Source organism: Proteus alimentorum (assembly GCF_002607735.1).
Classification (GTDB): Bacteria; Pseudomonadota; Gammaproteobacteria; order Enterobacterales; family Enterobacteriaceae; genus Proteus; species Proteus alimentorum.
Genome location: NZ_NBVR01000020.1, coordinates 85,364 through 110,191 on the forward strand (window position 1 = coordinate 85,364; position 24,828 = coordinate 110,191).

A 24,828-nucleotide genomic window follows, 5' to 3' on the forward strand; every position below is an offset into this window, starting at 1 on the left:
AATAATAAACTCAACTCAGTCTAAGTTATCTCTATCACGGAATAATTCTCTCTTTTCTCATCTTTTTTTACAAGATGTTAACGAAATCCTTTTTCTTTTTTAATCAAATCGTAAGCAACTTGTATAGACTGTGCTTTTTGTTTTGCAATTTCCATCATTTCTGGCGGTAAACCTTTTGCTACAAGTTTATCCGGATGATGTTCTCCCATTAATTTTCTATAAGCTCTTTTTATGGTTTTAACATCATCATTCTCATCGACGCCAAGTACCTTACACGCATCAGAGAGCGTTGGGCCTTGAGGTTGGGGCTGATAACCCTGTCCATTTTGATAATGAAAATTCTGACCAGCCTGCATCATTGCTAATATATGTTCAAAATGCGCACGAGAAAAACCGAGCTCATCAATAATAATAAACAGCATTTTTCTTTCATTCGGATGCAGTTGACCGTCTGCAAAAGCAGCTTGTAATTGGATTTCCAGAAACATCTGAAGTAAGTCACGGCGCCCAACACAAATTTGTCGAACACGTTGCAATGTGGCTCTTAATGGAAAATCAGGTGATTTCCCTTCTCTAAAAGCTTGTTGCGCGGCTTGGCGACCCACACCATGCAAGTTCATACGATCCATTAATTCGCTGGCAAGAGAGATATCCGTTTGAGTCACTCGCCCTTTTGATTTTGTCAGGTGGCCTAAAACTTGAAAGGTTGCAGCAAAGAAAAAAGCTTGTCTATCACGCGTATAGCGCCCACCACTTCCTAATTTACTTCGTTGCATGTCATAGAGGTGCCCAAGAAAAACACCAATAACAATACCCCAAAAGCCTATTCCTGCAAAACTACCAATGGTAAGGCCTAATAATTTTCCCCAATAGCGCATAGACTCCTCAAATCTTCAATGCTCTGACTGCAATTTTGCATTATCATACTATTCATTTGCTTGCACACCTAACACCAAGCAACCTCTAAATAGACTTTTTCTTAAAATGAAGAGATTTACTGTTTCTCTTTGGACAGAGGTAATGCTGTTTTCGTTTGAATTGTGTTAAAGTAAAATGAGTGACCAAACGAATAACTTTAGCGTTGTTACACAGCACGAAATACCGCATCAGCGCGGTGTTTTTTTGTTTCTAATAAGGCTATAACTCTATTTCAACACAGAAACATCGAAAAAATGAGGCTTATGCCTATTTTTCGGTTACCGTTAGAACAATGTTCAGAACGTTGGGCTGGTGTCGCATAACTCCCTGCGTTAGTTTCTCGCTGTTTATCAGCACGAAGCCACTGATGACGGAAGCACATAAATACTTATGAAAAAAAGTTATCCCACACTGCTGGCCACCCTAGTTTGGGCCACAATATACGGTCAGCCTGCTTATGCTGATCTTGCCTCCCAATGTTTACTGGGAGTTCCTGTTTATAACAAACCATTAGTACAAGGCGATCCTAACAGCTTGCCCGTCACTATCACTGCAAATGATATGCAAGGTGAATATCCTCGCATGGTTAAATATAAAGGTGATGTTGATATTAAACAGGGAAACCAAACCTTAAGTGCCGACAGTGTTGAACTGACACAGACAGAGGGAGAAACACCATTAAGAATGGTCACAGCAACGGGAAATGTGTCTTATGATGATCCTCAAATCATCTTAAAAGGCCCTCGCGCTTGGTCTAATCTTAATAATAAAGATACGGATATCGAGCAAGGGGATTACCAAATGGTTGGCCGTCAAGGCCGCGGTTACGCTGATAAAATGCAAATGCGTGGTGAAAACCGCTATACCATTATGGATAAAGGCATGTTCACGTCTTGTTTACCGGGAGATGATAGCTGGAGCGTTGTCGGCTCTGAGGTTATTTTAGACCGTGAAGAACAAGTTGCTGAAATTTGGAATGCACGTTTTCGTGTCGCCAATGTGCCTATCTTTTATAGCCCTTACCTTCAATTACCGATTGGTGATAAACGCCGTTCTGGTTTCTTAATTCCTAACGGAAGCTATTCCCGTAGTTCAGGCTTTGATTTCTTACTGCCTTATTACTGGAACATTGCCCCTAATTATGATGCGACCATTACGACTAACTATATCAGCCGTCGAGGTTTAAAATTAGATAATGAATTCCGTTATTTAACCACTCCAGGTCGCGGCACGATTGCCGTTGATTGGATTAATCACGATAGCCAATACAATAAAGATAAAGCAGAAAATAAATCAGGTTATCTTCCTCGTGATACAGCAAATCGTTGGTTATTCTATTGGGGACATAGTGGTGTCATGAACGATGTGTGGCGATTTAACATCGATTACACCAAAGTCAGTGATAATAGATACTTTACTGATTTCACCTCTCAATATGGTAATACCACTGATGGCTATGCGACTCAGAAATTTAGTACGGGTTATGCACAACAGAACTGGAATGCCACATTAACAACCAAACAGTTCCAAATTTTCTCAGATAATAAAGATGCAAAAGCTTATCGTGCAGAGCCACAGCTTGATCTCAATTATTATAAGAATGATATAGGACCGTTTGATTTCCGTACTTACGCCCAATTTGTGCGTTTTACCAGTGTGGGAGATAACACCCCAGAAGCAAATCGTTTCCATATTGAGCCAACGATTTCACTCCCTGCATCAACGGGTTGGGCAAGCTTTAATAATGAATTGAAGATAATGGCAACCCATTACGATCAAGACATTCCTGAGGCTTATGAGAAAAAAAATCCTAACCAATTAGATGACAGTGTTAATCGTGTATTGCCACAGTTTAAGTCTGATATGAAAGTGGTTTTCGAGCGCCAATATCAAACCAATGATATTACACAAACCCTTGAGCCTCGAATGCAATATCTTTATGTTCCTTATAAAGACCAATCTAACATCAACAACTTTGACTCTGCATTACTACAGTCAAACTATGGCGGATTATTCCGCGATAGAATGTACGGTGGCCTAGACCGTATTGCCTCTGCAAACCAATTAACCACGGGTGTCACTTCGCGTTTTTATGATAGCGAATTAGTTGAACGTTTTAACGTTTCTGTAGGTCAAATCTACTTCTTTGAGCGTCCAAGAACTGGTCCTTCTTCTAAAAATGATAGTTTGCTAAATAGTAAAGATGAAATCGGCTCTATGGTATGGGCGGGTGATGCCTACTGGCGGATCACTGATACCGTAGGTATGCGTGGTGGTTTACAGTATGACCGTCGTTTAGGTAGCGTCTCAATGGGTGATGCGATTATGGAATATCGCGCAGATAGTGATCACCTTCTACAGTTAAGCTATCGTTATGTGGATCGTGACTATATCCAAGCAACTCGAATTCGAACATTAGAAGATAAGAATAATGGGTGGCTTAAAGACTACCAAAAAGGTATTTCACAAGTCGGAGTCGTAGGCAGTTGGCCATTAGCAGAACGTTGGGGACTTGTGGGTGCTTATTACTTTGATACCAAAGAATCAGAGCCTGTTAGCCAAATGGTTGGTCTACAATATAACACCTGTTGCTGGGCTGTGAATGTGGGTTATGAACGGAAAATTGTTGGCTGGAAAGTTGACCACAGCGATATTGATAATAAATGGTCTGTCAATGTGGAACTCAGAGGCCTAAGTAACAATCATAGTTTGGGTAGCCAGAAAATGCTTGAACGCGGTATCTTACCTTATCAAAGAGCATTCTGATTTAATCAGACTACGGAATTGGCTGAATAAATATGTCACCCCGCAATAAGATGCGGAAAATACATAATGGGAAACTTATGAAAAATTGGAAAACGCTGTTTATCGGCTTAATGATCACGGTCGGTGCAGCCACCAGCTCAACAACATTTGCTGCTCAAGAATTAAACCGTGTATCGGCTATCGTCAATAACGGTGTCGTTCTAGAAAGTGACGTCAATAGAATGTTACAGACAGTCAAAATGAACGCTAAAAATGCGGGTCAAGAGATGCCTGATGAGCAAGTTCTTCGCCAACAAATTCTAGAACGTTTGGTGATGGATAACATCATTTTGCAAATGGCACAGCAAATGCAAATTGATATTCCAGATGCCGCAGTAGAATCGACAATTCAAGGTATTGCTGCTGAAAATAAACTTTCTCTTGAGCAACTGAAAAAACGCCTTGCTGCCGATGGTATTTCTTATAACGAATATCGCCAAGATATCCGTAAAGAGATGATGTTAGCTGAAGTACGCAATAATGAGGTGCGTCGCCGTATTACTATTTTACCTCAAGAAGTTGATTCTCTTGCTAAGCAAATTGAAGGCCAAGCAAGCCAAAGTATTGATCTAAACCTAAGCCATATCTTAATTCCATTATCAGAAAATCCTGCACCAGCAGAAATGGAAAAAGCAAAACAAGTCATTACGCGCATTATGAATCAGCTTAAAAATGGTGCAGATTTTGGTAAATTAGCTGCAACTTATTCTGCTGATCCACAAGCTTTAAATGGCGGTAATATGGGTTGGGCATCTATTGATGAATTACCAACACTATTTGCAAAAGAGTTAACAAATGCGCAAAAAGGCCAAATTGTAGGGCCTATTCACTCGGGTGTTGGCTTACACATTATCAAAGTAAACGATATTCGTGGTGGTTCTAATACTCTTTCTGTTACAGAAGTTAAAAGCCGTCATATTCTGCTAAAAAGCTCGCCAATCATGAATGATGAGCAAGCCTATGCTAAGTTACAGCAGATCTCTGCCGATATTCGCAGTGGTAAAATGACCTTTGCTGATGCAGCAAAAGAGTACTCTGAAGATCCAGGTTCAGCATTGCGTGGCGGTGAGTTAGGATGGTCAATGCCTGATGTTTACGATCCAGCATTCCGTGATGCGTTAATGCGCTTAAATAAAAACGAATTAAGCCAACCTGTTCGCTCAAACTTTGGCTGGCATTTAATTGAATTAGAAGACACACGTAGTGTTGATAAAACAGATGCCGCGAATAAAGAACAAGCATACCGTTTACTCTTCAATCGTAAATTTAATGAAGAGGTACAAAACTGGATGCAAGAGCTACGAGTAGGGGCTTATGTGAAAATAATGAACGAGAATAATGCAAACTAAGCAAATAAAACCACTTGTTATCACCCCCGGCGAGCCAGCCGGGGTTGGTCCTGACCTTATTATCTCATTAGCACAAATGAGTTGGGATTTACCTTGGGTTGTTTGTGCTGATCCTCAGTTACTTAAAACAAGAGCAGAATTGTTAAAACTGCCTCTTTCATTAGTTGAATACGATCCTGCCTCGCCACCTCAAACACATACACCCAGTCAAATTTGTGTACTCCCAATCGCTCTACACACTAATGCCATTCCAAGTACATTAGATTCGCGCAATGGATTATACGTTGTAGAAACATTAGCGCGCGCTTGTGATGGCTGCCTAAAGGGTGAATTTTCAGCACTTGTGACTGGGCCAGTTCATAAAGGTATCATCAATGATGCAGGTGTGCATTTTACAGGACACACCGAATTTTTTGCTGATCGTAGCCACTGTGAACGTGTTGTCATGATGCTGGCGACAGAGACATTAAGAGTCGCATTAGCAACCACACATTTACCATTACGAGATGTGGCGGATGCGATTACAGGCGAACTTCTGCATGAAATTATTACCATTTTAAACCACGATTTAAAAACCAAATTTGGTATAGCAGAACCTCAAATTTACGTTTGTGGCCTTAATCCTCATGCAGGAGAAAGTGGTCATATGGGACGTGAAGAAATTGATATTATTGAACCTGCATTAACACAATTACGTCATCAAGGCATTCATCTTCATGGGCCTTATCCTGCTGATACCTTATTCCAACCTAAATATTTAACACATGCTGATGCGGTACTTGCGATGTATCACGATCAGGGATTACCTGTGCTAAAATATGAAGGTTTCGGTCGCGCCGTGAATATAACTCTCGGTCTTCCTTTTATCCGTACTTCTGTTGATCATGGCACCGCCCTTGAGCTTGCAGGTACGAAAAGCGCAGATGCTGGCAGTTTTTGCACCGCATTAAATTTAGCCATTAATATGATACAAAATTGTAATGAATAATAGAGTCCATCAGGGGCACTTTGCCCGCAAACGCTTCGGGCAGAACTTTTTAACAGACAGCTATATTATTGAAAGTATTGTTGAATCCATTTATCCTCAACCAGGTGAAGCCATCGTTGAGATTGGCCCTGGTTTAGGTGCAATTACAGAGCCTGTAGGCGCAAGAATGGATAAGATGACGGTTGTAGAAATTGACCGTGATTTAGCCGCTCGTTTAGAAGTTCATCCAACATTAAAAGACAAGCTGACCATTATTCAGCAAGATGCTATGACGATCGATTTTGCACAATTAGCAAAAGAGCGCCAGCAACCTCTGCGTGTTTTTGGTAACTTGCCTTATAACATTTCTACACCACTTATGTTCCACTTATTCAGTTTTGCTGACGCAATTTCTGATATGACATTTATGTTGCAAAAAGAAGTGGTTAATCGCCTTGTTGCTGGTCACGGTAGCAAAACTTATGGTCGCTTAAGTGTGATGGCGCAATATTATTGCCAAATCATCCCTGTACTTGAAGTTCCACCCACTTCATTTAAACCGGCACCTAAAGTTGATTCAGCGGTTGTTCGCTTGATCCCTTACAAAGAAAAACCATACCCAGTAACGGATATTGCAATGCTAAGCCGTATTACCGCTCAAGCATTCAATCAACGCCGTAAAACACTACGTAATAGCTTAGGTGGATTACTCACAGCAGAAGATATGATAGCTCTTGATATCGATCCAACTGCACGAGCAGAAAATATTTCTGTTGAGCAATACTGCAAAGTGGCAAACTGGTTATCGCAAAAGCAAGACTCACAAGCATAAGATAAAGCCAGAGACAGGAGGCACTATGTTTACCTCATCAAAAGTGGCGATACAGGTACAAAGCGTTTACATTGAAAGCCAATCTTCCCCTGAAGATGAGCGATATGTTTTTGCTTATACCATATCAATTCATAATTTGAATAAATGTGCAATTCGCCTCCTGCGCCGCTATTGGTTGATCACCAATGCACAAGGTAATACCACTGAAGTTCGAGGTGAAGGTGTTGTCGGCGAGCAGCCACTTATAGAGCCTGGCACACAATACCGCTATACCAGTGGTGCCGTTCTTGAAACACCAATGGGAACAATGGAAGGTCATTATGAAATGATTGACACTGATGGTCGATTATTTCAAATAGAGATCCCTGTTTTCCGCCTTGCACTTCCAACATTGATAAACTAACTATGGCAACTTATTTAATTGGTGATATTCATGGCTGTTACCATGAACTGCGCCACCTTCTTGATAAAGTCAGTTTCGATCCTGCACAAGACACCTTGTGGTTAACGGGTGATCTTGTTGCTCGAGGCCCTGACTCACTTGAAGTACTGCGCTTTGTAAAAAGCTTAGGCGCGTCACTTAAACTCGTCTTGGGCAATCATGATCTTCATCTTTTAGGTGTATTTGCAAAAATTAGCCGCAATAAACCAAGAGATAAGTTAAATGATTTACTTAATGCGCCAGATGCAGATGAATTGATTAATTGGTTAAGACGCCAACCTGTATTGCAAGTTGATGAAGACAGAAAAATCATTATGGCTCACGCAGGGATCACACCACAATGGGATTTAGAAACAGCAAAAATGTGCGCTCGTGAAGTCGAAGCGATTTTAAGTAGTGACAGCTACCCTTTGTTTATTAACTCCATGTATGGCGATTTACCAAACAACTGGTCACCAGAACTTTCGGGATTAGCTCGATTACGCTTTAGCACTAATGCACTCACACGTATGCGTTACTGTTTTCCTAATGGCCAGCTTGATATGATTTGCAAAGATAAACCACAAGATGCACCTACCCCCTTAAAACCTTGGTTCGATTTGCCAAGCCAATTACCTGAAGGTTATAGCATTATATTTGGACATTGGGCCTCTCTTGAAGGAAAGGGCACTCCTGATAATGTTTACGCTTTAGACACGGGATGTTGCTGGGGTGGAAATCTCACTTGTTTACGTTGGGAAGACAAGCAGTATTTCACTCAATCTAGCCTATCTGCTCCCAAATAACTCACGTCTTATCCCCTTCTCTCTTGAAGCGCAAAAATGGCTACATTGCCTTTTGCGCTATGCAGACTTTATCCTCACATATTACCTAAATGACTCTTTTTATTCTAAAGAGAACATTTTGCATACAAAAACGAACACTCAAAAATAAACTAAAAAATATTCATTAATAATCAATGCGTTATTTTTTTTCATTGAAAAATAAGTGAGGTAAAACACGATATTAAGAATAATAAAAACTCTATATCGATTAATATCTCATAGATTATTCTATTAAAACGAGTTTATTGAATTATAAATAATGGTTATTTTAGAATAACGCTCTATTTTAAATATACATAATTAAATAGATAAATGAATCTTATTTAGCATTATTTCTATATTAATAAAATATGAATAATAAAAAGGAAGATATTTAATCTCCCTTTTTATTTAATTCTTGTTATTTTCTTCTTTTTAATATTTCGAAGCAGTAGTTATGTGAGTTATTTTCATCTGCTTCATGGTATTCCATAAAAGTAGAATCCCACTCATCAGGCTCATAATCTGGGAAGGTTGTATCACCGATAACTTCAGCATCGATGTGAGTTAGATAGAGTGTATTTGCCATAGGCAGAAATTGCTCATATACTTTACCGCCACCTATAACCATAATTTCATCATGATTTTCAGCAGCTTGTAAAGCTTCTTCTACCGATTTAACCCAAACAACATCGCTATCTGTTCCTGGCTGGCTACTTAAAACAATATTAAGACGATTCGGTAAAGGACGTCCAATAGACTCATAAGTCACCCGCCCCATAATAACGGGTTTATTTAACGTATTCTTTTTAAACCATGCGAGGTCACCCGGTAATGTCCAAGGCATTGCCTTTTCCATACCAATAATGCGATCCATCGCTAATGCTGCGATTAAACTAATATTCATTTACACACCTACGGGTAAAGATGGGAAAAAACTGTTCACACTATACGTAAAGCTAAAACCTGAGTCGATACAAATTATGCTTCCTTGATAATAAATAATTGCTTTATACTCGAAGTGTTAACTTAATCATATAAGATTCAATCATTATAATATTGTTATATACAAGGCGCTATTATGCTTGAAACTTCTTTAGTTGTTTTTACAATTGCTTTACTCGGTATGATCTCACCAGGTCCTGACTTTTTTCTCGTTGTAAAAAATGCGGCACGTTATCAACGATCTGCAGCAATGATGACCGCAATGGGAATTGTGGCAGCATTACTTGTGCATATGTCATATTGTGTTGCAGGTATTGCCGTTCTTATCACCACAACACCTTGGCTCTTTTCTATTTTGAAATATGCAGGTGCTGTTTATTTGCTATGGATTGGTTTTCAGAGTTTGCTCTCAAAGTCTAATCATTCGATTGATGAAAAAACAGCACAACATTCACAAATCAGTTTTCACAGAGCCTTTATGCAAGGCTTTTTATGTAATTTACTCAATCCTAAAGCCACTTTATTCTTTCTTGCCGTTTTCACTCAAGTATTAAGTATCGATTCCAGTATCGGTGAGAAATTGTGGTATGCCTTTATTATCTGGGGTTTGGCGGTGGTTTACTGGCCTTTGCTCGTTTTATTAATTCAAAGTGCACCCGTGAGAAAAATGCTCAATAAAATCCAAAAAAGCATCGATAAAGTACTGGGTATTGTACTGATTGGGTTAGGTATTAAAGTGGCATTGAGTTAAAAAATAAAATATCATACAGCCATAAGCTATATGATATTTTTATTTCAAATAAAGTAATAAATCATTTAATGCATTTTTATTAAACTGTAGATAGTTATTAATATTAGCATCATTAAGCTCTAACTCATTGATAACATTTTTAATGTATGATGTTTTTTGTCTATTCTTCACTTTGTATTCATCAAAAATTAATTTTATTTTATCTTTATATATATCATTACTGTTATCAAAAGTTTCATACACCTCAAAATCAAAATTAATTGATTTATTATCGTTCATCATCGCTTCTTGTATATAGGATGGCAATAACGTTTTTAAATTATCACCAACAATCCGTATCCTTTTATTATTTTCAAAGCTATTAAGATTCATCTTTATCTGTTTTAAGGTATTTTCTAATTTTAATAGAAATATTTCACTCCTCATTTCTTTTTCTTTTAAATCATGAATAAATTTAATTAGATTGTTAATATAATCTTCTTTATTTGTTTTATTTATTTTTTTTAAATCATTTATATTTTTTATTTTTCTAACTTTATTCTCTTTACTCTCCCCATCGCCATAAATAAAGTCGAGCAACTTAAAAATACTCTCTTTATAAAAAAGATCATTTTTTGATATAAATTTAAAACATTCCTCACTATCAGTTTGTTTTAATATGCTTTCATTCTTTTTATTTTCTATTGAATACATCAACTTATTTAAAATTGAATATAACAATAAGAAATCACCCTTTGTTTTTACATTATTATTCAAATAGATATTAATATACTTACTTTCACTTTCATCTATATCATTGTTCATCCTTCGTTGTAAAAACGAGGAAATTTCATTATTAAGATTACAATAATCTATTGTGATCCTATCAGAATTAATAACTTTTTTATTTCTCAATGAGTTTAAAAAGTAGAAGCTATTTACTCTTTCATAATTATTATGATTCAAAATAAAATCACAACTTATTTTAACATTTATTATTTCTTTTATAAAATCAAAAACCCTTTGGAAAAAACCACTCTTCTTATATGATAAAATAAAACTCCTATTTATATTATCAATTTTATCAATTAAATTTCTCACACCATAATCACCATTACTCACGCCTCCTTTATAATGAACAATATATTTTATATCTCTTAAAGTAGTATCATTAATAGCAATCATAACATCCCCTTTATTGTCATTTTAAAATAAAATACTAATATTAATTGTAATACAAAAAAAAGCCCTTATTACTAAGGACTTTAAATATCAAAAAAACAACAAATAAGATTTAGAAATTAATTTTTAGTGTTGCATTGATACCACTTGAGCTTACATCACTATTATATTGACCTTGGTAAGACAGCCCGAAGGTAGTTGATTTACTTAATTGCGCATCAACACCTAAGCCAACACCAAATAGATTATCTAATTTGCCACCACGTAATGTTGCATCACCAGAATTAGATAAGAAAAGACGTGATTCAGGACGGTTATCACCAAATAAATGACTTGCAGAAATATCGCCTTTTAATGCCATATTAACGTTACCAGCCATAAATGGATATCCACCACGTAAACCAATAGTAGCGACTTGAATATCTTGTGAATCTGTCTTAGTGGTAAATTTCATATTACCGACATTTTCATTGATATCATCAGTTGATACACGTAACCAGCTAAATCCTGCATATGGCTCAATAGAGTACTGATTAGTATTAAATTGAGTATAAGCACCCTCTAAGAAAATTTGAGTGATTTTTGCATCATAACTTGTCGAGTTATAGCCTGCATTTTGTCCTACCCAAAGTGTTCTTTTTGCATCTCTATCTTGGTTTGTATGGGTGAAACCATAGTTTAATGAAGCCACATCATACAAATTAGACACACCGTAAGCACCAATATGAATGTCGTTGCTGTCTATTTTACCGTGCTCATTCCCTTTATATTTAGTTGAACCCGCACCAAAGAACAGACCCGCTTTGGTATTTTCGGTCACATCAATTTCTGCGCCTAATAAGCCAACGTAGAAATCAACATCCATATTGCTATGACCATAATCAGCATTGCCCCATTGACCAATGCCAGTCATCCAAATACGTGCGTTGCTGTTATCCAATTTAGCATAACGCCCTTGACCAATACCCATGGCTTGATCTTTCACAGTACGTGTTAACCCTAAAACATTTACGACACTCGCACTGTTGGCATTTAAATACATATCACTACCTAATGATCCGTAGGTCTTATTCAGATCTCGTTTATTCATAGGAAGTACAGCATTAAATAAATCACCGCTGCCAGTGATATCTAATGTATTAGCAATAGAACGACCATTTTCATTATTTGCAAAAGTCACTAAAGAGGTATTTTCTTTCTTACTTAATGTGCCTGTAATAGTGTTGTCTTTTACAGAAACATTTTTATCAAATAATGCATAATCACTATTTGAAGCCACATTGTTATTCGCTAACATTTTTGTTTTGGTGCGATTATCAACTAAATTGTCTGCATTAACAGTACCTGCCACGACAGTGTTGTTAAGGTAAATATCTTTTAATTGCCCTTCACTATCAGCACCAACATCTAAACTTGCTCCTTTATTTAATGCCATATCACCGACATTAACATCATGTCCAACGGTAACTAAATAAGTTCCTTTATCGTTGATATTAATATTGGCTTTATGACTTTCATTTGATGCCAATTGGCCTTGTTGTGTGAAAGTGTCGTTATAGCGATCGATAACACTGAATTTACCGCCATTCACATTAACTGCTTCTGTGCCAAAAGACTCAGTAAAGCCATATAAAGTACCTTGTTCAACTGTTGTACCACCACGATAAGTATTATCGCCAGTCATCACCAATGTACCTTCACCTTTCTTAACTAACGCTCCATCATATAAGCCAGTGTCAATTTTCGCTTGAATAGCCTCAGCGCGTTTTTGGTAATACTCTTTACGCCATTTTTCAGCCTCTTCTTTATTCACAATATGCGAGGTTGGATCTGGATTACCATCATTGATAACAAAATCCGTTCCCAAAACATAATCACCACCTGCTGCAATACCTTTTTCTGTGTATTCCTTCAGCCAAGCAAGATCTTCTTGTTCACGTAAATCTAAAGCGGCTTGTGAAATATCATTTGTCCAAACATCAAGCGGTGTCATGCTTAGGTTATATTCAAATTTACCTAAGAATTGGCCCGGACCGTACATGCCTTTATCTAAATCAGGTGTACCCCAACCATAACGTACATCAGGTGTGCCTTCTGCGGCTGTCCAACTATCGTATAAAGAACCGTCTGGATTACGGTGATTGGCTGTTGTGAACAGCACATCACGTACTTGCATCGCATTCATTGATCCGTAACGTGACATCAATACACCCATAGCACCTGTAACGTGAGGCGCTGCCATTGATGTACCACTAAAGGTATCCCAACCAGCATTGCCCTCTTCATCCACAACAGAAGAATAAATGTAACGACCAGGTGCAACAACGGTCCACCATTTCGCATTACCCGCTTCATTGAAGATTTTTTCTAATTCATAACCTGATTGGTCTGCATTTTGTTTAAGACCCGCGACTGCAATCCAATGTTTTTCAGCTTCAGGATTAAAGTAAGGATAAAGAGGACGATAATATGGCTGCGCAAAGTCGCGGTTACCTGTTGTAAAGACTTGAACAACATTAGTGCCTTTGACTGCATCATAAGCAGCATCAACAAAGGAAGGTTTATCACCATAAACTTTATTGAAGTAAAAATATTCATATTCCGTTTGTGCTGTGGTATCAACTGGCAAATGCACTGTTGTCTTACCGCCATCAGGCCCCAATGTTTCATTGGCATTAATAATACGCGGGTTGGTACCCCAACTATTATTAATGACTTGAGCTCCCGCATCGACCATGGCTTTCCAGCCTGTATAGAAATAGGTGTAATCCTGATAAGGCCCGTAGTTATTGCTGTCTGTTGCGCCAGTGTTTCCTAAGTAAACATCAGCACCCCATGCAACCCCGTGCATACCATTACCATCACGATTTGCACCAACTGTACCAGTGACGTGTGTACCGTGTGTGTCATTTACACCTTTGATCCAGCCTCCATCAACATCAAAAGCTTGACCTATCTCGTAGTGCCCCCCTATTTCGTGAGGATAACGCATTCCCGTAGAGCCATGCACTCCTTTAGCTTTTACAGCATGAAAACGAGTGCTACTTAAATCCGAATGCGATAACAATGCACCAGAATCCATTACCCCAATTTTGGCACCTTGACCATGAAAACCAAGAGCATAAGCACTAGAGGCATTCATAGCCGCTAGCCCCCAGTCTTTTTGGTATTCTTGGCTTTCCCAACTTTTGGTATCACCTAATTGTCCTGCTTCTGAATATGCAACAGAATATCCCGAAAAAAACAAGGCAGACGCAACAAGGGAAAGTTTAAATATATTATTATTTATTTTATTTTTTTTATTCATTTTATGATGATGACTTAAAGCTATTTCTTTGTTCATTCTGTACCTTCAGTTATATTAAAATTTAATAACATTAATTAAGGATCAAAAATAAAAGACGCGGAGATTCTCTAGCTTCTAGGGAAACAATTACTTGAAGGTCATCTCAAAAATATGATTGTTTATTATAAAAATAGATAGATTGACTACCAAATCACAAATTACTAGATAAAATAAACAAACTTAGATCAATCCTAGATATTATACAAACAAGAAAAATTAACTTTATTTAGTGTTGCACTTATTTATTTCAATATGAAAATAAATTTAATAAAAATTAGATAAATAAAAAAACAACCTCACCAAATTAATTAACAAATTAGTAAATAAAATTTTTTCTCTATTTAAGCTTAGTATAAAAAATAAATTTCACTTTATTTAATGTGCAAAAAAAACAGTATTTTAATTTTAAAAATACTGTTTTTATTTTAATTTCTTAACGTACCATTGCTTAGTCACTATTCCGAAGGCGTTATTTCCATTTGCCCTACCATACCTTTATCTGCATTTTCTAATAACTGGCTATAATACAGGAAAGGGAAATGCGAATAAGAAGGCTGTTTTAATTCCACCAGCAATTCACTTTGATCCTCAATCCAAACGGTATCTTTCCAGCCAAAATCTGCTGGTGCAGGTTTCTGACCATTATGGTTAATCACTTTAAAACGAGCACCTTCAATATGGAAGGATTGTGGTGTCGGCACTGTTACAAGCCAACGTTCCCACCCATTTTGCTTACCGACTAAATCAATTCTTGAAAGCTCCCAACGAGCATTATTTATTCCTGGAGGGCTGTTATGCAGTTGAATGGTTCTAGGCTGAATAGAGGTGGTAATTTGTGTGTCATCTACCGCTAATTGTGCAGGTGCTTTGTCTGTCACTAATGACATTAATCCTGTTGGCCTAATGGTGAGTATATTGGCATTACGTAGTAAATTAGAGGGTTCAAAAATACCACGGAGCCTATCCATAAAGCCGGCACTTTGCCCTGCGGTAATGGTGACTTCACCACCTTCAGACATATCAACCAATATTTCACGTCGCTCGCCCGGAGCCATTGGAATTGATTTCAACTCAACGGGGGATGTTAATAAACCCTGATCAGAAGCAATAAGGTAAAGTGAACGACCATCATTTGCAGTTAGTTCATAACGACGAGCATTAGATGCATTGACTAAACGCAAGCGGATCCAACCTCTAGAGACTTCAATATAAGGATCTTCACGTCCATTGACTAGCAATGTATCGCCATAGAAACCCTCACTAGCAGCTTCTTTGTCGTATTGCGGGGTGCCAAAATTATCAATCCGCTTATCTTGAATAATGATTGGAAAGTCATTCACTCCATAATGTTTTGGTAAAGGTAGGGATTTGCTCTCTTCATCTTCCACAATCCACATTCCCACCAACCCATTATAAACATGAGGTGCCATTTTAAAGGGAGTATTGGCGTGATACCAACATGTTGCTGCTTTCTGACGAATAGGCAATACTGGCGACCAATAAGCACCGGGCGACATTAATCGTGCCGCACCACCGACTTGAGTACCCGGAACTAATAAGCCGCTTACTGTCATTGATACCGCTTCATTAAGACGGTTACTATAAATAAGTTTTATATCATCGCCACTTTTGACTTTGATTGTCGGTCCCGGCGTTGAGCCATTGATCCCCCAAACTTCCGCTTTCTGCGTCCCATTAAACGCCCAGTGTACATTCTGCAAAGTCAAAAATAGCGGCTGACCACGACGAGATTCCAACAATGGCGGTATAGGTAATTGTTTATCATTGACTGATTCAGCACGAACAGAAGAAGATATAGAGCCCAGACATACCGCTAAGCCTGAAGCCTGAATAAACTGGCGACGACTAAATGACATACTTTCTCCGCAACAAAATACAAAAATTCCTATCGCGTAATCTAAATGCTATGACAGGAAAAAAGCTGCTGTGATTTAAAGACAAAAGGACTTAAATGAAATTACGGGAGCATAATAGCGCGGATATGACATAAATCCTAAAAATAGTTGATAACCAGCACTCTAAATAATTCAAAATACAACTAGGCGACAAGTGAATGAGTCGCTAGGAACATGCATAAGTATGTGACGAGTGCGAATGAGCGTAGTCAACAACGCTGCACCTTGAATTATTTAGAGTATAACAATATAAGCCTGAAGATCAGGCTTATATTCGTACAAACAAAGAAACTAAATAAGTATTAATTTAATTTACCGGGAAAATCACGCTTATTCATTTCTTCAACTTCTTTATCTAGCTCTTCGATTTTCGCTTTCATAATTTGACGACAATCTTCTGCTAATTCTCGAACTTGATCTTTGGTGTATTTTGAAACATCAATGGGGGGCAACATTTCAACAATAACGTAACCATTATTCCAACGGTTTAGCTTAATTTTATCCTGCGTTGTGGAAACACAAACAGGAATAATAGGCACACCGGCTTGAATAGCGGCATGGAACGCCCCCGTTTTAAACGGTAAAAGGCCACGGCCACGGCTACGAGTTCCTTCAGGAAACATCCAAACAGAAATCTTCTTCGATTTAATTTGATCAGCAACTTGTGAAATAGTGCTGTGTGCTTTAGAGCGGTTTGCTCTATCAATCAAAATATTACCGGTTATCCAATACAACTGACCAAAGAAAGGAATAAAAATTAAGCTTTTTTTACCCACTGTTACGGTATTAGGTTGTACCGCATTTGACATCGTCACCATGTCAAAATTATTTTGATGGTTTCCGATATAAATACTTGGGCCATAGCTTTCCGCTTCTTTTGGAAAACGCTCAACAAGCTTAATTCCAAAAACACGAGATAACTTGCCAAATGCTCGTCCGTAAGTCATTACATGTTTTGGATTTCTAGGTGAAAACATGCAATAAATCATTCCAAACGTCACCACAATAATGGTGTAAAGAATGACAATAATGCCTCGAATAATGGCTAACATAAGTTTTAGCGTCCTAAATAGAAGTGGGTCAACAGACCCACTCAATATCAATTAAGTATTAGATTTAATTTGTTTCAATATCAATATGATCGATAACTTGAGCACCGCGAGGTAAAGAGGTTCCTCGACGCCCACGTTTTGCTTTAAAGCTAACTAACTCATTCATCGACATTGTCATTTTACGTTTACCAAAATGCAAGGTAACAGAGGCATTTTCAGGTAATACTCGTAACCAAGCGACGTTATCCTCACCACTTGCTGCTTGTGAAGCGGGAATAGAAACCATCTGATTTCCCTTTCCTTTTACCATAGTTGGTAATTCTGCAGCTTCAAAAATCAGCATTCTACCGCCTTTAGTAATGATCATAATGAGGTCGGTGACCTCATTATTCAAACGTTGTGGCGGTAATGGTAATGCATTTTCAGGTAAAGTTAGTAGTGATTTACCTGCTTTATTTTTAGAAGTTAAATCATCAATCTGACAGATGAAACCATAACCTGCATCAGATGCCATTAAGATTTTATCGGTATTTTCGCCCATAACAACATGGCGTAATTGCGCACCTTTCTGAACTTTTAATCGTTCAGTTAGCGCATCACCTTTGCTACGACCAGAAGGTAATGCATCAACATCAACGGTATAGCTTTGACCTGTGGTATCAATTAAGTGTACCGGTTGATTACTCATACCCTCAACGGCATCAAAATAATCATCACCCGATTTAAAACCCGCCGATTTAGCATCAATATTATGACCTTTTTGGCAACGAATAAGCCCTTTTTCAGACATAATGACGGTAACAGGTTCAGGATGTAGATGTTTTAACGGAATAGGTTCATCACCCGCATTACCACTAAAATAGTTGATCTCTTCTGCTTTAAGTACTTCTTGCTGACCATCAACAGTAAAGATTAATGCTTCATCTTTAGGTGCAAACAGCATTTGTTCAATCACATCACCTTGCTCTTTCCCTAAAGCAACAAGACGTGTACCACGCCCTTTTTTATTCATTTCATTCAGTTGTTCTGCTGAAATGGCTAAAATACGTGTTTTGTCAGTGATGATAATAAACCAGTGTTGCTCATTTTTCTTTTGAGGATCAACTAAGAATGGTGCTAATAATTCAGTCTCTTCAGAAACTGTTAGTAGCCCTTTACCTGTCTTATTCTTCGTTTCCATCTCATCGTAAGAGAGAACCGAGCCATAACCTTCTTTTGTTGCCAGTAAATATTCTTGTCCAGCACTTCCCGCTAACATGTATTTCACGCTGGCATCAGGTGGGAAAGTTAACTTACCGGTTAATGGTTCGCCTTGGCTACGTCCAGAAGGCATATCATTTGGGCTTAAGGTATAGCTTCGGCCGGTAGAATCAAGGAACAGAACAGGCTGATTACTCATACCTCGTACTGCACTATGATAACTATCCCCTGCGCGATAACTCATGCCACTAGGATCAATATCATGCCCTTTTGCATTACGCACCCAACCCATTTCAGAAAGCACAATGGTGACAGGCTCTGATGGCAACATATCTTGCTCATTCACCACTTTCGCCTCTTCTTGAGGACGGATCGGTGAACGACGATCATCACCAAATTCTTTCGCGTCGGCTTCAATTTCTTTTTTCAGTAAAGTATTTAAACGACGTGGTGAACTTAACAATTTCTCAATGCTGTCGCGTTCTTTTTCAAGCTCATCACTTTCGCCTTTTAGTTTTATCTCTTCAAGTTTGGCTAAATGACGTAAACGTAACTCTAAAATCGCTTCAGCTTGAATATCGGATAACGCAAAGCGACGCATTAATTCTGCTTTTGGCTCATCTTCGTGACGAATAATTTCAATCACTTCATCAATATTGAGATAAGCAATTAATAAACCTTTGAGAATTTCTAAGCGGCGTAAAACTTTTTCTAAACGATGATTTAAGCGGTTTGTCACTGTTTGGCGACGATAAACTAACCATTCGTTTAAAATCGTCAGTAATCCTTTTACTGCTGGACGATTATCTAACCCAATCATATTTAGGTTAACGCGATAACTTTTCTCCAAATCAGTATTCACAAACAAGTAGTACATCACTTGTTCTAAATCGACACGATTACTACGAGGAACAATAACAAGTCTAGTCGGATTTTCATGATCAGATTCATCACGTAAATCTTCAACTAAAGGCAGTTTTTTTGCTCGCATCAATGCTGCAATTTGCTCAAGTACTTTGGCACCAGAAACTTGATGAGGCAATGCCGTGATCACCGCACACCCTTCTTCTTTCTGCCACACAGCCCTCATTCTGACAGAGCCACGTCCTGTTTTATAAATCTTTTTGATATCGTCTTGAGCCGTAATAATTTCAGCTTCAGTCGGATAATCAGGGCCTTGAACATATTGCATCACGTCAGATAATCCGGCATCAGGATTATCTAGAAGCATAATTAAAGCTTGCCCTATTTCACGCGCATTGTGCGGTGGAATGTCTGTTGCCATCCCCACAGCAATACCGGTCGTGCCATTAAGCACGATATTAGGTAAGCGTGCAGGCAACATTTTCGGCTCTTGCATCGTGCCGTCAAAGTTAGGGATCCAATCTACCGTACCATGTCCTAATTCACTCAATAATGTTTGTGAATATTTAGAAAGACGTGATTCGGTATAACGCATCGCGGCGAAAGACTTGGGATCATCCGGCGCCCCCCAGTTACCTTGTCCATCAATTAACGGATAACGGTAAGAGAACGGCTGAGCCATTAAGACCATTGCTTCATAGCAGGCACTATCACCATGCGGGTGATATTTACCTAATACGTCACCCACAGTACGGGCTGACTTTTTAAATTTTGCACTATTACTTAAACCCAGCTCTGACATCGCATAGACGATACGACGTTGTACGGGTTTTAGCCCATCACCAATGAAAGGCAATGCACGATCCATAATGACGTACATGGAGTAGTTGAGATAGGCATTCTCTGTAAATAAGTGGAGCGGTTGGCGCTCTACACCATCATGAGTCAATTCACTCATTCAATTTTTTCCTCAGACTCTTGTGGTATCCATTACACTTCGATGTCAACTTCATCGCCTTTTTCTTGCAACCAATTGCGGCGATCTTCAGAGCGTTTTTTTGCTAACAGCATATCCATCATGCCAAGTGTTTCTTGAAAATTTTCATCATCAATCACCAACTGCACTAAACGGCGCGTATTAGGATCAAGCGTTGTTTCACGCAATTGAAGAGGATTCATCTCACCCAATCCTTTAAAGCGCTGTACGTTTGGTTTACCTTTTTTGCGACTTAGGCGCTGTAAAATGGCATTTTTTTCTGATTCATCAAGGGCATAATGGACTTCTTTACCTAAGTCGATACGATAAAGTGGTGGCATCGCCATATACACATGCCCTTCTTTAACTAATGCAGAGAAATGGCGCACAAATAAAGCACACAATAAGGTTGCGATATGTAAACCATCTGAGTCCGCATCCGCAAGAATACACACTTTACCGTAACGTAATTGGCTTAAATCATCACTATCAGGATCCATACCAATTGCGACCGAAATATCATGGACTTCTTGTGACGCGAGCACTTCATCTGAAGAGACTTCCCATGTATTTAGGATCTTACCGCGCAGAGGCATAATCGCTTGATATTCACGATCTCGCGCTTGTTTAGCAGAGCCTCCTGCCGAGTCCCCTTCAACCAAAAACAGTTCGGTGTAACGTAAATCTTGAGAAGTACAATCAGCCAATTTCCCCGGCAATGCTGGCCCGGAAGTGAGTTTTTTTCTCACCACTTTTTTAGCCGCCCGCATACGACGTTGAGCACTGCTAATCGCCATTTCAGCAAGTAATTCGCCGACTTGAACATTCTGATTTAGCCATAAGCTAAACGCATTTTTTACTGCATTGGCAACAAATGCACTGGTTTGTCTTGAGGAGAGTCGCTCTTTGGTTTGTCCTGCAAATTGAGGATCTTGCATTTTCACTGATAAGACATAAGCACAACGCTCCCATGTATCATCAGCAGTTAATTTAAGGCCTCTTGGCAGTAAATTACGGAATTCACAAAATTCACGCATTGCATCTAACACACCTTGGCGTAAACCATTTACGTGTGTACCACCTTGAACCGTTGGTATTAAGTTAACATAGCTTTCAGTGAGTAGATCGCCACCTTCAGGCAGCCATAACATAGACCATTCAACGGCTTCATTATCACCTTCAAATTTACCTGTAAAAGGCTCTTCAGGAAGGCGAACAAATTCAGCAACAGCTTCACTTAAATAATCGGTTAAACCATCAGCGTAGCACCAGTTTTCTTGGGTATTGTTTACTTTATCTACAAAAGAAACATTAACGCCTGGGCACAGTACCGCTTTGGCTTTTAATACATGAGATAAGCTTTTAGAAGAAAAGCGAGGAACATCAAAATAGGACCCATCAGGCCAAAAATGTACACTCGTTCCAGTGTCTCGTTTTGCACAGGTGCCAATCTCATGTAACTCTTCAACTTTATCGCCATTTTCAAAGGCAATTTGGTAAATTTTACCATCACGACGAACAGTTACTTCAATACGCTTTGAGAGGGCGTTAACAACCGAGATCCCCACACCATGCAACCCGCCAGAAAATTGATAGTTTTTATTAGAGAATTTTCCTCCGGCGTGGAGGTGAGCAAGGATTAACTCGATAGCAGAAACGTTAAGTTCAGGGTGAATATCGACAGGCATTCCTCGCCCATTATCGATAACTTCGATAGATTGGTCTGCATATAAAATGACATCGACCTTTGATGCGTGTCCCGCAAGCGCCTCGTCCACGCTATTATCTATCACTTCCTGTGCCAAATGGTTCGGTCTTGTTGTATCTGTATACATCCCCGGACGGCGACGAACAGGCTCTAGACCATTAAGAACCTCAATATCCTTTGCGTTATAACTTGATTGAGTCATTGTTTTAATCTGCGGTTCGCTGTTAGAAAAATACTGTTTATAATAACAGGTGTTGGCGGCAATATGATATTAATTTTCGGATGGATACATCAACCTACGTTTTACAGGTTAATCGACCGAAAGGCTAAATTATCTTTAAAAATTGAATAATTTTTGGAAAAAAACGTTCAAAACCCACAAAAGCATGGTTCCCATCCGATTCTATGGTTTGCCTACACGCGCCAAGATATGAGACAGCTTGACGATAATCAAGTATTTCATCTCCAGTTTGTTGAAGCAACCAAATAAGTTCCGGTGATGTGATTGTGGGAATACGCAAAGCAAGCAACTCATCCATATGATGAGGCTCTAACTTATATTTTTGATGTGTATAAGGATTTTCGTTCTCCCCCAAGAAATCTTGCAAAAGATCGAAAGGACGTATCGCAGGATTAACAACAACAGCGGGTAAATGAAAACGTTGAGATAGCCAGATAGATAAATAGCCACCTAATGATGAGCCAATTAATCCAAGTTTGTCATCTGTATTCTCTTTAACTAACGTTTCAATTAGCTGAGCGGCTTCTTGAGGATAAGGTGGTAATTGAGGTACTAACAATTCAATTTCAGGATGTGTTGCTTCAAGCCATTGGCGAAAAGCCTGTGCCTTTGCTGATTTAGGAGAGCTATTAAAGCCATGTAAGTAAAGAATACGAGGCATAACTTAATAGCCATCCGCATCAAGATCAGGGCAAAATTCAGTACCGGCTAAACGGTAAACTTGTGTTTCGATTTTGCCCTTTTCATCCGATGAAAGTGACATTTCCAAATAGCGCCACCCTGGAGAAACAGTATCTAATGTAAAATTTGTACAATGAGGACGAAACTGAATGCACGTAGAAGGCGTCGCCAACAAACGAATACCATTCCACATTTCATCCATTTCTTGGTGAATATGGCCACAAAGCATCATTTTTACTTGAGAGTGATCGCTTAAACGCTCCGCCAATTCTTGAGAATTTCTTAAACTGTGTTGATCTAACCATGTACACCCTGAAGGCATAGGATGATGATGCAACAAGATAATCGTATCTCTGTGCTTTTGACTTTCAAGACAGCGTGTTAGCCAATCTAACTGACAATCTGATAACTCACCATGAGGAACGCCTTGAATTTGGCTATCTAATAACAGCATTTGCCAATTATCACCAATCAACACTTGTTTAGCTGACAAAATTCCTGCCTGATTTAACGCATCAATCATCGCAGGTTGATAGTCATGATTACCCGGCAACCAAACACAAGGTGGTGTTAGCGTCGCAATACCATCAGCAAAATGCTGATAAGCTTCAAAGGTTTGATCTTGAACTAAATCACCTGTCGCAACAATCAAGTCAACATCAAGACCCTGCTCTCTAATCGCATTTAATACCGCATGGTAGCTACGATAGGTATTTATGCCCAGCAGAGTGTCTTCCACCTTAGCAAAGAGGTGGGTGTCTGTGATTTGTAATATTCTTACGGTGTTTTTATGTTTCACCGATAATTCAAGCTGGCTTTCCAAAAGGTTTCCTTGTTTCACTCTCATTAGCCGTTATGTTAACGTATTTTCGTAGTAAAGATCTGCCAACCAATACACATTTCAAAAGATTAGTGAGAAATATTCTCGCTTTCAATCACGTTTTTTTCACTTCATTTTACAATTTAATTCATTTGATATCGTACACTTAGAGAGACTTACTCTACTTGATAATATTATTAAAAACATCCTTTAAAGATTGATTAATGTATTAAATTACCGACCAACGCTTTCTTAACGCAACATGATGAAGTTGTAGCCATTGAAGCGCGATAACGGATGCAGCATTGTCAATAACCCCCTCTTCAACCCAAAGATAAGCTTGTTCTCTGCTGACAACATGAACACGAATATCTTCATTCTCACACGCTAATCCATGAATACCTTTTGCTGTTGTTGCATCAACTTCACCAACGTAAACATGCATTCTTTCGCTCGTACCGCCAGGACTTGAAAGATAACTCACAATAGGTTCGCATCGCCCAACAATAACCCCCGCTTCTTCTTGGGCTTCACGTCTAACAACATCTTCCGGACTTTCTCCTTGTTCGACCATGCCCGCAACCACTTCAAGCAACCAAGGTGTCTCGCTGGTTTCATACGCAGGAATACGAATTTGCTCAATTAAGACCACTTCATCACGTTTGGGATCGTAAGCAAGCAAAACACCCGCATTGCCTCGTTCAAAAACCTCACGTTTAACCTCTTCACTCCATCCACCTTCAAAAAGGCGATGTTTAAAGCGATATTCGGTCATGCGAAAAAAGCCTTTGTATAAATCTCTTTGATTGAGCAATTTCACATCTTCACGACCGTATAAAAATGGTGTATTTTCCCTTTTCTTCATACAATGTTCCTTAAGTTACATTTAAGAGTCTTTTTATTGCTTACGTTTAATACAGATTTAAAGAAATTTGCCAACAATTCATGTAAAGTTAATCTAAAATAAAAGGATATGGCACAAATGGCTACCCCTACTTAGGGAAACAATCTGCTAGAATTATCCCCAATCAAGATTAACAGAGGCAACTCA

General features: G+C 38.6%; 18 protein-coding genes and 1 pseudogene. 7 read left to right on the forward strand and 12 right to left on the reverse strand.

The genetic code is table 11. The features are described from left to right. Positions 1-77: 77 nt before the first annotated feature. Positions 78-878, reverse strand: coding sequence for a co-chaperone DjlA (gene djlA, locus B6258_RS05625; RefSeq protein WP_023582748.1), 801 nt, complete (start codon positions 876-878; stop codon positions 78-80). 430 nt (positions 879-1,308) lie between these two features. On the opposite strand from djlA, the gene lptD reads away from it, so the two are divergent. The 6 genes from lptD to apaH are packed head-to-tail and all read left to right on the forward strand — an operon-like array spanning position 1,309 to position 8,098. Further along, on the forward strand, positions 1,309-3,684 hold the full coding sequence (gene lptD / locus B6258_RS05630) for an LPS assembly protein LptD (RefSeq protein WP_099074444.1): 2,376 nt from the start codon (positions 1,309-1,311) through the stop codon (positions 3,682-3,684). 50 nt (positions 3,685-3,734) lie between these two features. Continuing rightward, the gene (gene surA, locus B6258_RS05635) at positions 3,735-5,072 is read left to right on the forward strand and encodes a peptidylprolyl isomerase SurA (protein WP_099074445.1); all 1,338 of its coding nucleotides are present in this window, start codon (positions 3,735-3,737) and stop codon (positions 5,070-5,072) included. Then, entirely contained in the window at positions 5,062-6,060 is a 999-nt protein-coding gene (pdxA, locus tag B6258_RS05640) for a 4-hydroxythreonine-4-phosphate dehydrogenase PdxA (RefSeq protein WP_099074446.1), read from the forward strand. The genes surA and pdxA overlap by 11 nt, the downstream gene beginning before the upstream one ends. Next, positions 6,053-6,871, forward strand: coding sequence for a 16S rRNA (adenine(1518)-N(6)/adenine(1519)-N(6))-dimethyltransferase RsmA (rsmA, locus tag B6258_RS05645; protein ID WP_088494662.1), 819 nt, complete (start codon positions 6,053-6,055; stop codon positions 6,869-6,871). Before pdxA ends, rsmA begins: the two co-directional genes overlap by 8 nt. A 25-nt stretch (positions 6,872-6,896) precedes the next feature. Then, on the forward strand, positions 6,897-7,274 hold the full coding sequence (gene apaG / locus B6258_RS05650; protein ID WP_006535978.1) for a Co2+/Mg2+ efflux protein ApaG: 378 nt from the start codon (positions 6,897-6,899) through the stop codon (positions 7,272-7,274). 2 nt (positions 7,275-7,276) lie between these two features. Then, positions 7,277-8,098 (forward strand): bis(5'-nucleosyl)-tetraphosphatase (symmetrical) ApaH, encoded by an 822-nt coding sequence (gene apaH / locus B6258_RS05655; RefSeq protein ID WP_099074447.1) that lies wholly within the window; start codon positions 7,277-7,279, stop codon positions 8,096-8,098. Positions 8,099-8,537: 439 nt separating this feature from the next. Here the strand turns inward: apaH and folA are convergent, their stop codons facing one another. Next, positions 8,538-9,023: a type 3 dihydrofolate reductase gene (gene folA, locus B6258_RS05660; RefSeq protein WP_099074448.1), complete on the reverse strand. Its 486-nt coding sequence runs from the start codon at positions 9,021-9,023 to the stop codon at positions 8,538-8,540. 174 nt (positions 9,024-9,197) lie between these two features. On the opposite strand from folA, the gene B6258_RS05665 reads away from it, so the two are divergent. Further along, positions 9,198-9,812 carry a LysE family translocator gene (locus B6258_RS05665; protein ID WP_099074449.1) on the forward strand — a complete coding sequence of 205 codons (615 nt, stop codon included), beginning with the start codon at positions 9,198-9,200 and terminating at the stop codon, positions 9,810-9,812. Between the two features lie 39 nt (positions 9,813-9,851). On the opposite strand, the gene B6258_RS05670 is transcribed toward B6258_RS05665, so the two are convergent. The 10 genes and pseudogenes from B6258_RS05670 to nudF form a co-directional block, all read right to left on the reverse strand. Further along, positions 9,852-10,976, reverse strand: coding sequence for a hypothetical protein (locus B6258_RS05670; protein ID WP_099074450.1), 1,125 nt, complete (start codon positions 10,974-10,976; stop codon positions 9,852-9,854). A gap of 109 nt (positions 10,977-11,085) precedes the next feature. Beyond that, a complete protein-coding gene (pta, locus tag B6258_RS05675; protein ID WP_099074451.1) occupies positions 11,086-14,316 on the reverse strand; it encodes an autotransporter Pta in 3,231 nt (1,076 codons plus the stop codon). Between the two features lie 458 nt (positions 14,317-14,774). Beyond that, positions 14,775-16,196 (reverse strand): cell division protein FtsP, encoded by a 1,422-nt coding sequence (gene ftsP, locus B6258_RS05680; RefSeq protein WP_099074452.1) that lies wholly within the window; start codon positions 16,194-16,196, stop codon positions 14,775-14,777. Between the two features lie 341 nt (positions 16,197-16,537). Beyond that, a complete protein-coding gene (locus B6258_RS05685; RefSeq protein WP_099074453.1) occupies positions 16,538-17,287 on the reverse strand; it encodes a 1-acylglycerol-3-phosphate O-acyltransferase in 750 nt (249 codons plus the stop codon). Between the two features lie 64 nt (positions 17,288-17,351). Then, positions 17,352-18,077, reverse strand: a complete 726-nt coding sequence (locus B6258_RS18535) for a DNA gyrase C-terminal beta-propeller domain-containing protein (RefSeq protein WP_420820577.1) — start codon at positions 18,075-18,077, stop codon at positions 17,352-17,354. Positions 18,078-18,128: 51 nt separating this feature from the next. After that, positions 18,129-20,309 (reverse strand): annotated as a pseudogene (parC, locus tag B6258_RS05690) (DNA topoisomerase IV subunit A); the annotation flags it as partial. A 32-nt stretch (positions 20,310-20,341) separates the two neighbouring features. Then, the gene (parE, locus tag B6258_RS05695; protein ID WP_099074455.1) at positions 20,342-22,237 is read right to left on the reverse strand and encodes a DNA topoisomerase IV subunit B; all 1,896 of its coding nucleotides are present in this window, start codon (positions 22,235-22,237) and stop codon (positions 20,342-20,344) included. Positions 22,238-22,361: 124 nt separating this feature from the next. Continuing rightward, a complete protein-coding gene (gene yqiA / locus B6258_RS05700) occupies positions 22,362-22,937 on the reverse strand; it encodes an esterase YqiA (protein ID WP_099074456.1) in 576 nt (191 codons plus the stop codon). A gap of 3 nt (positions 22,938-22,940) precedes the next feature. Further along, positions 22,941-23,780, reverse strand: a complete 840-nt coding sequence (cpdA, locus tag B6258_RS05705) for a 3',5'-cyclic-AMP phosphodiesterase (RefSeq protein ID WP_099074457.1) — start codon at positions 23,778-23,780, stop codon at positions 22,941-22,943. A gap of 226 nt (positions 23,781-24,006) precedes the next feature. Continuing rightward, complete coding sequence (gene nudF, locus B6258_RS05710) at positions 24,007-24,642, reverse strand: ADP-ribose diphosphatase (RefSeq protein WP_099074458.1); 636 nt, start codon at positions 24,640-24,642, stop codon at positions 24,007-24,009. Positions 24,643-24,828: the final 186 nt, after the last annotated feature.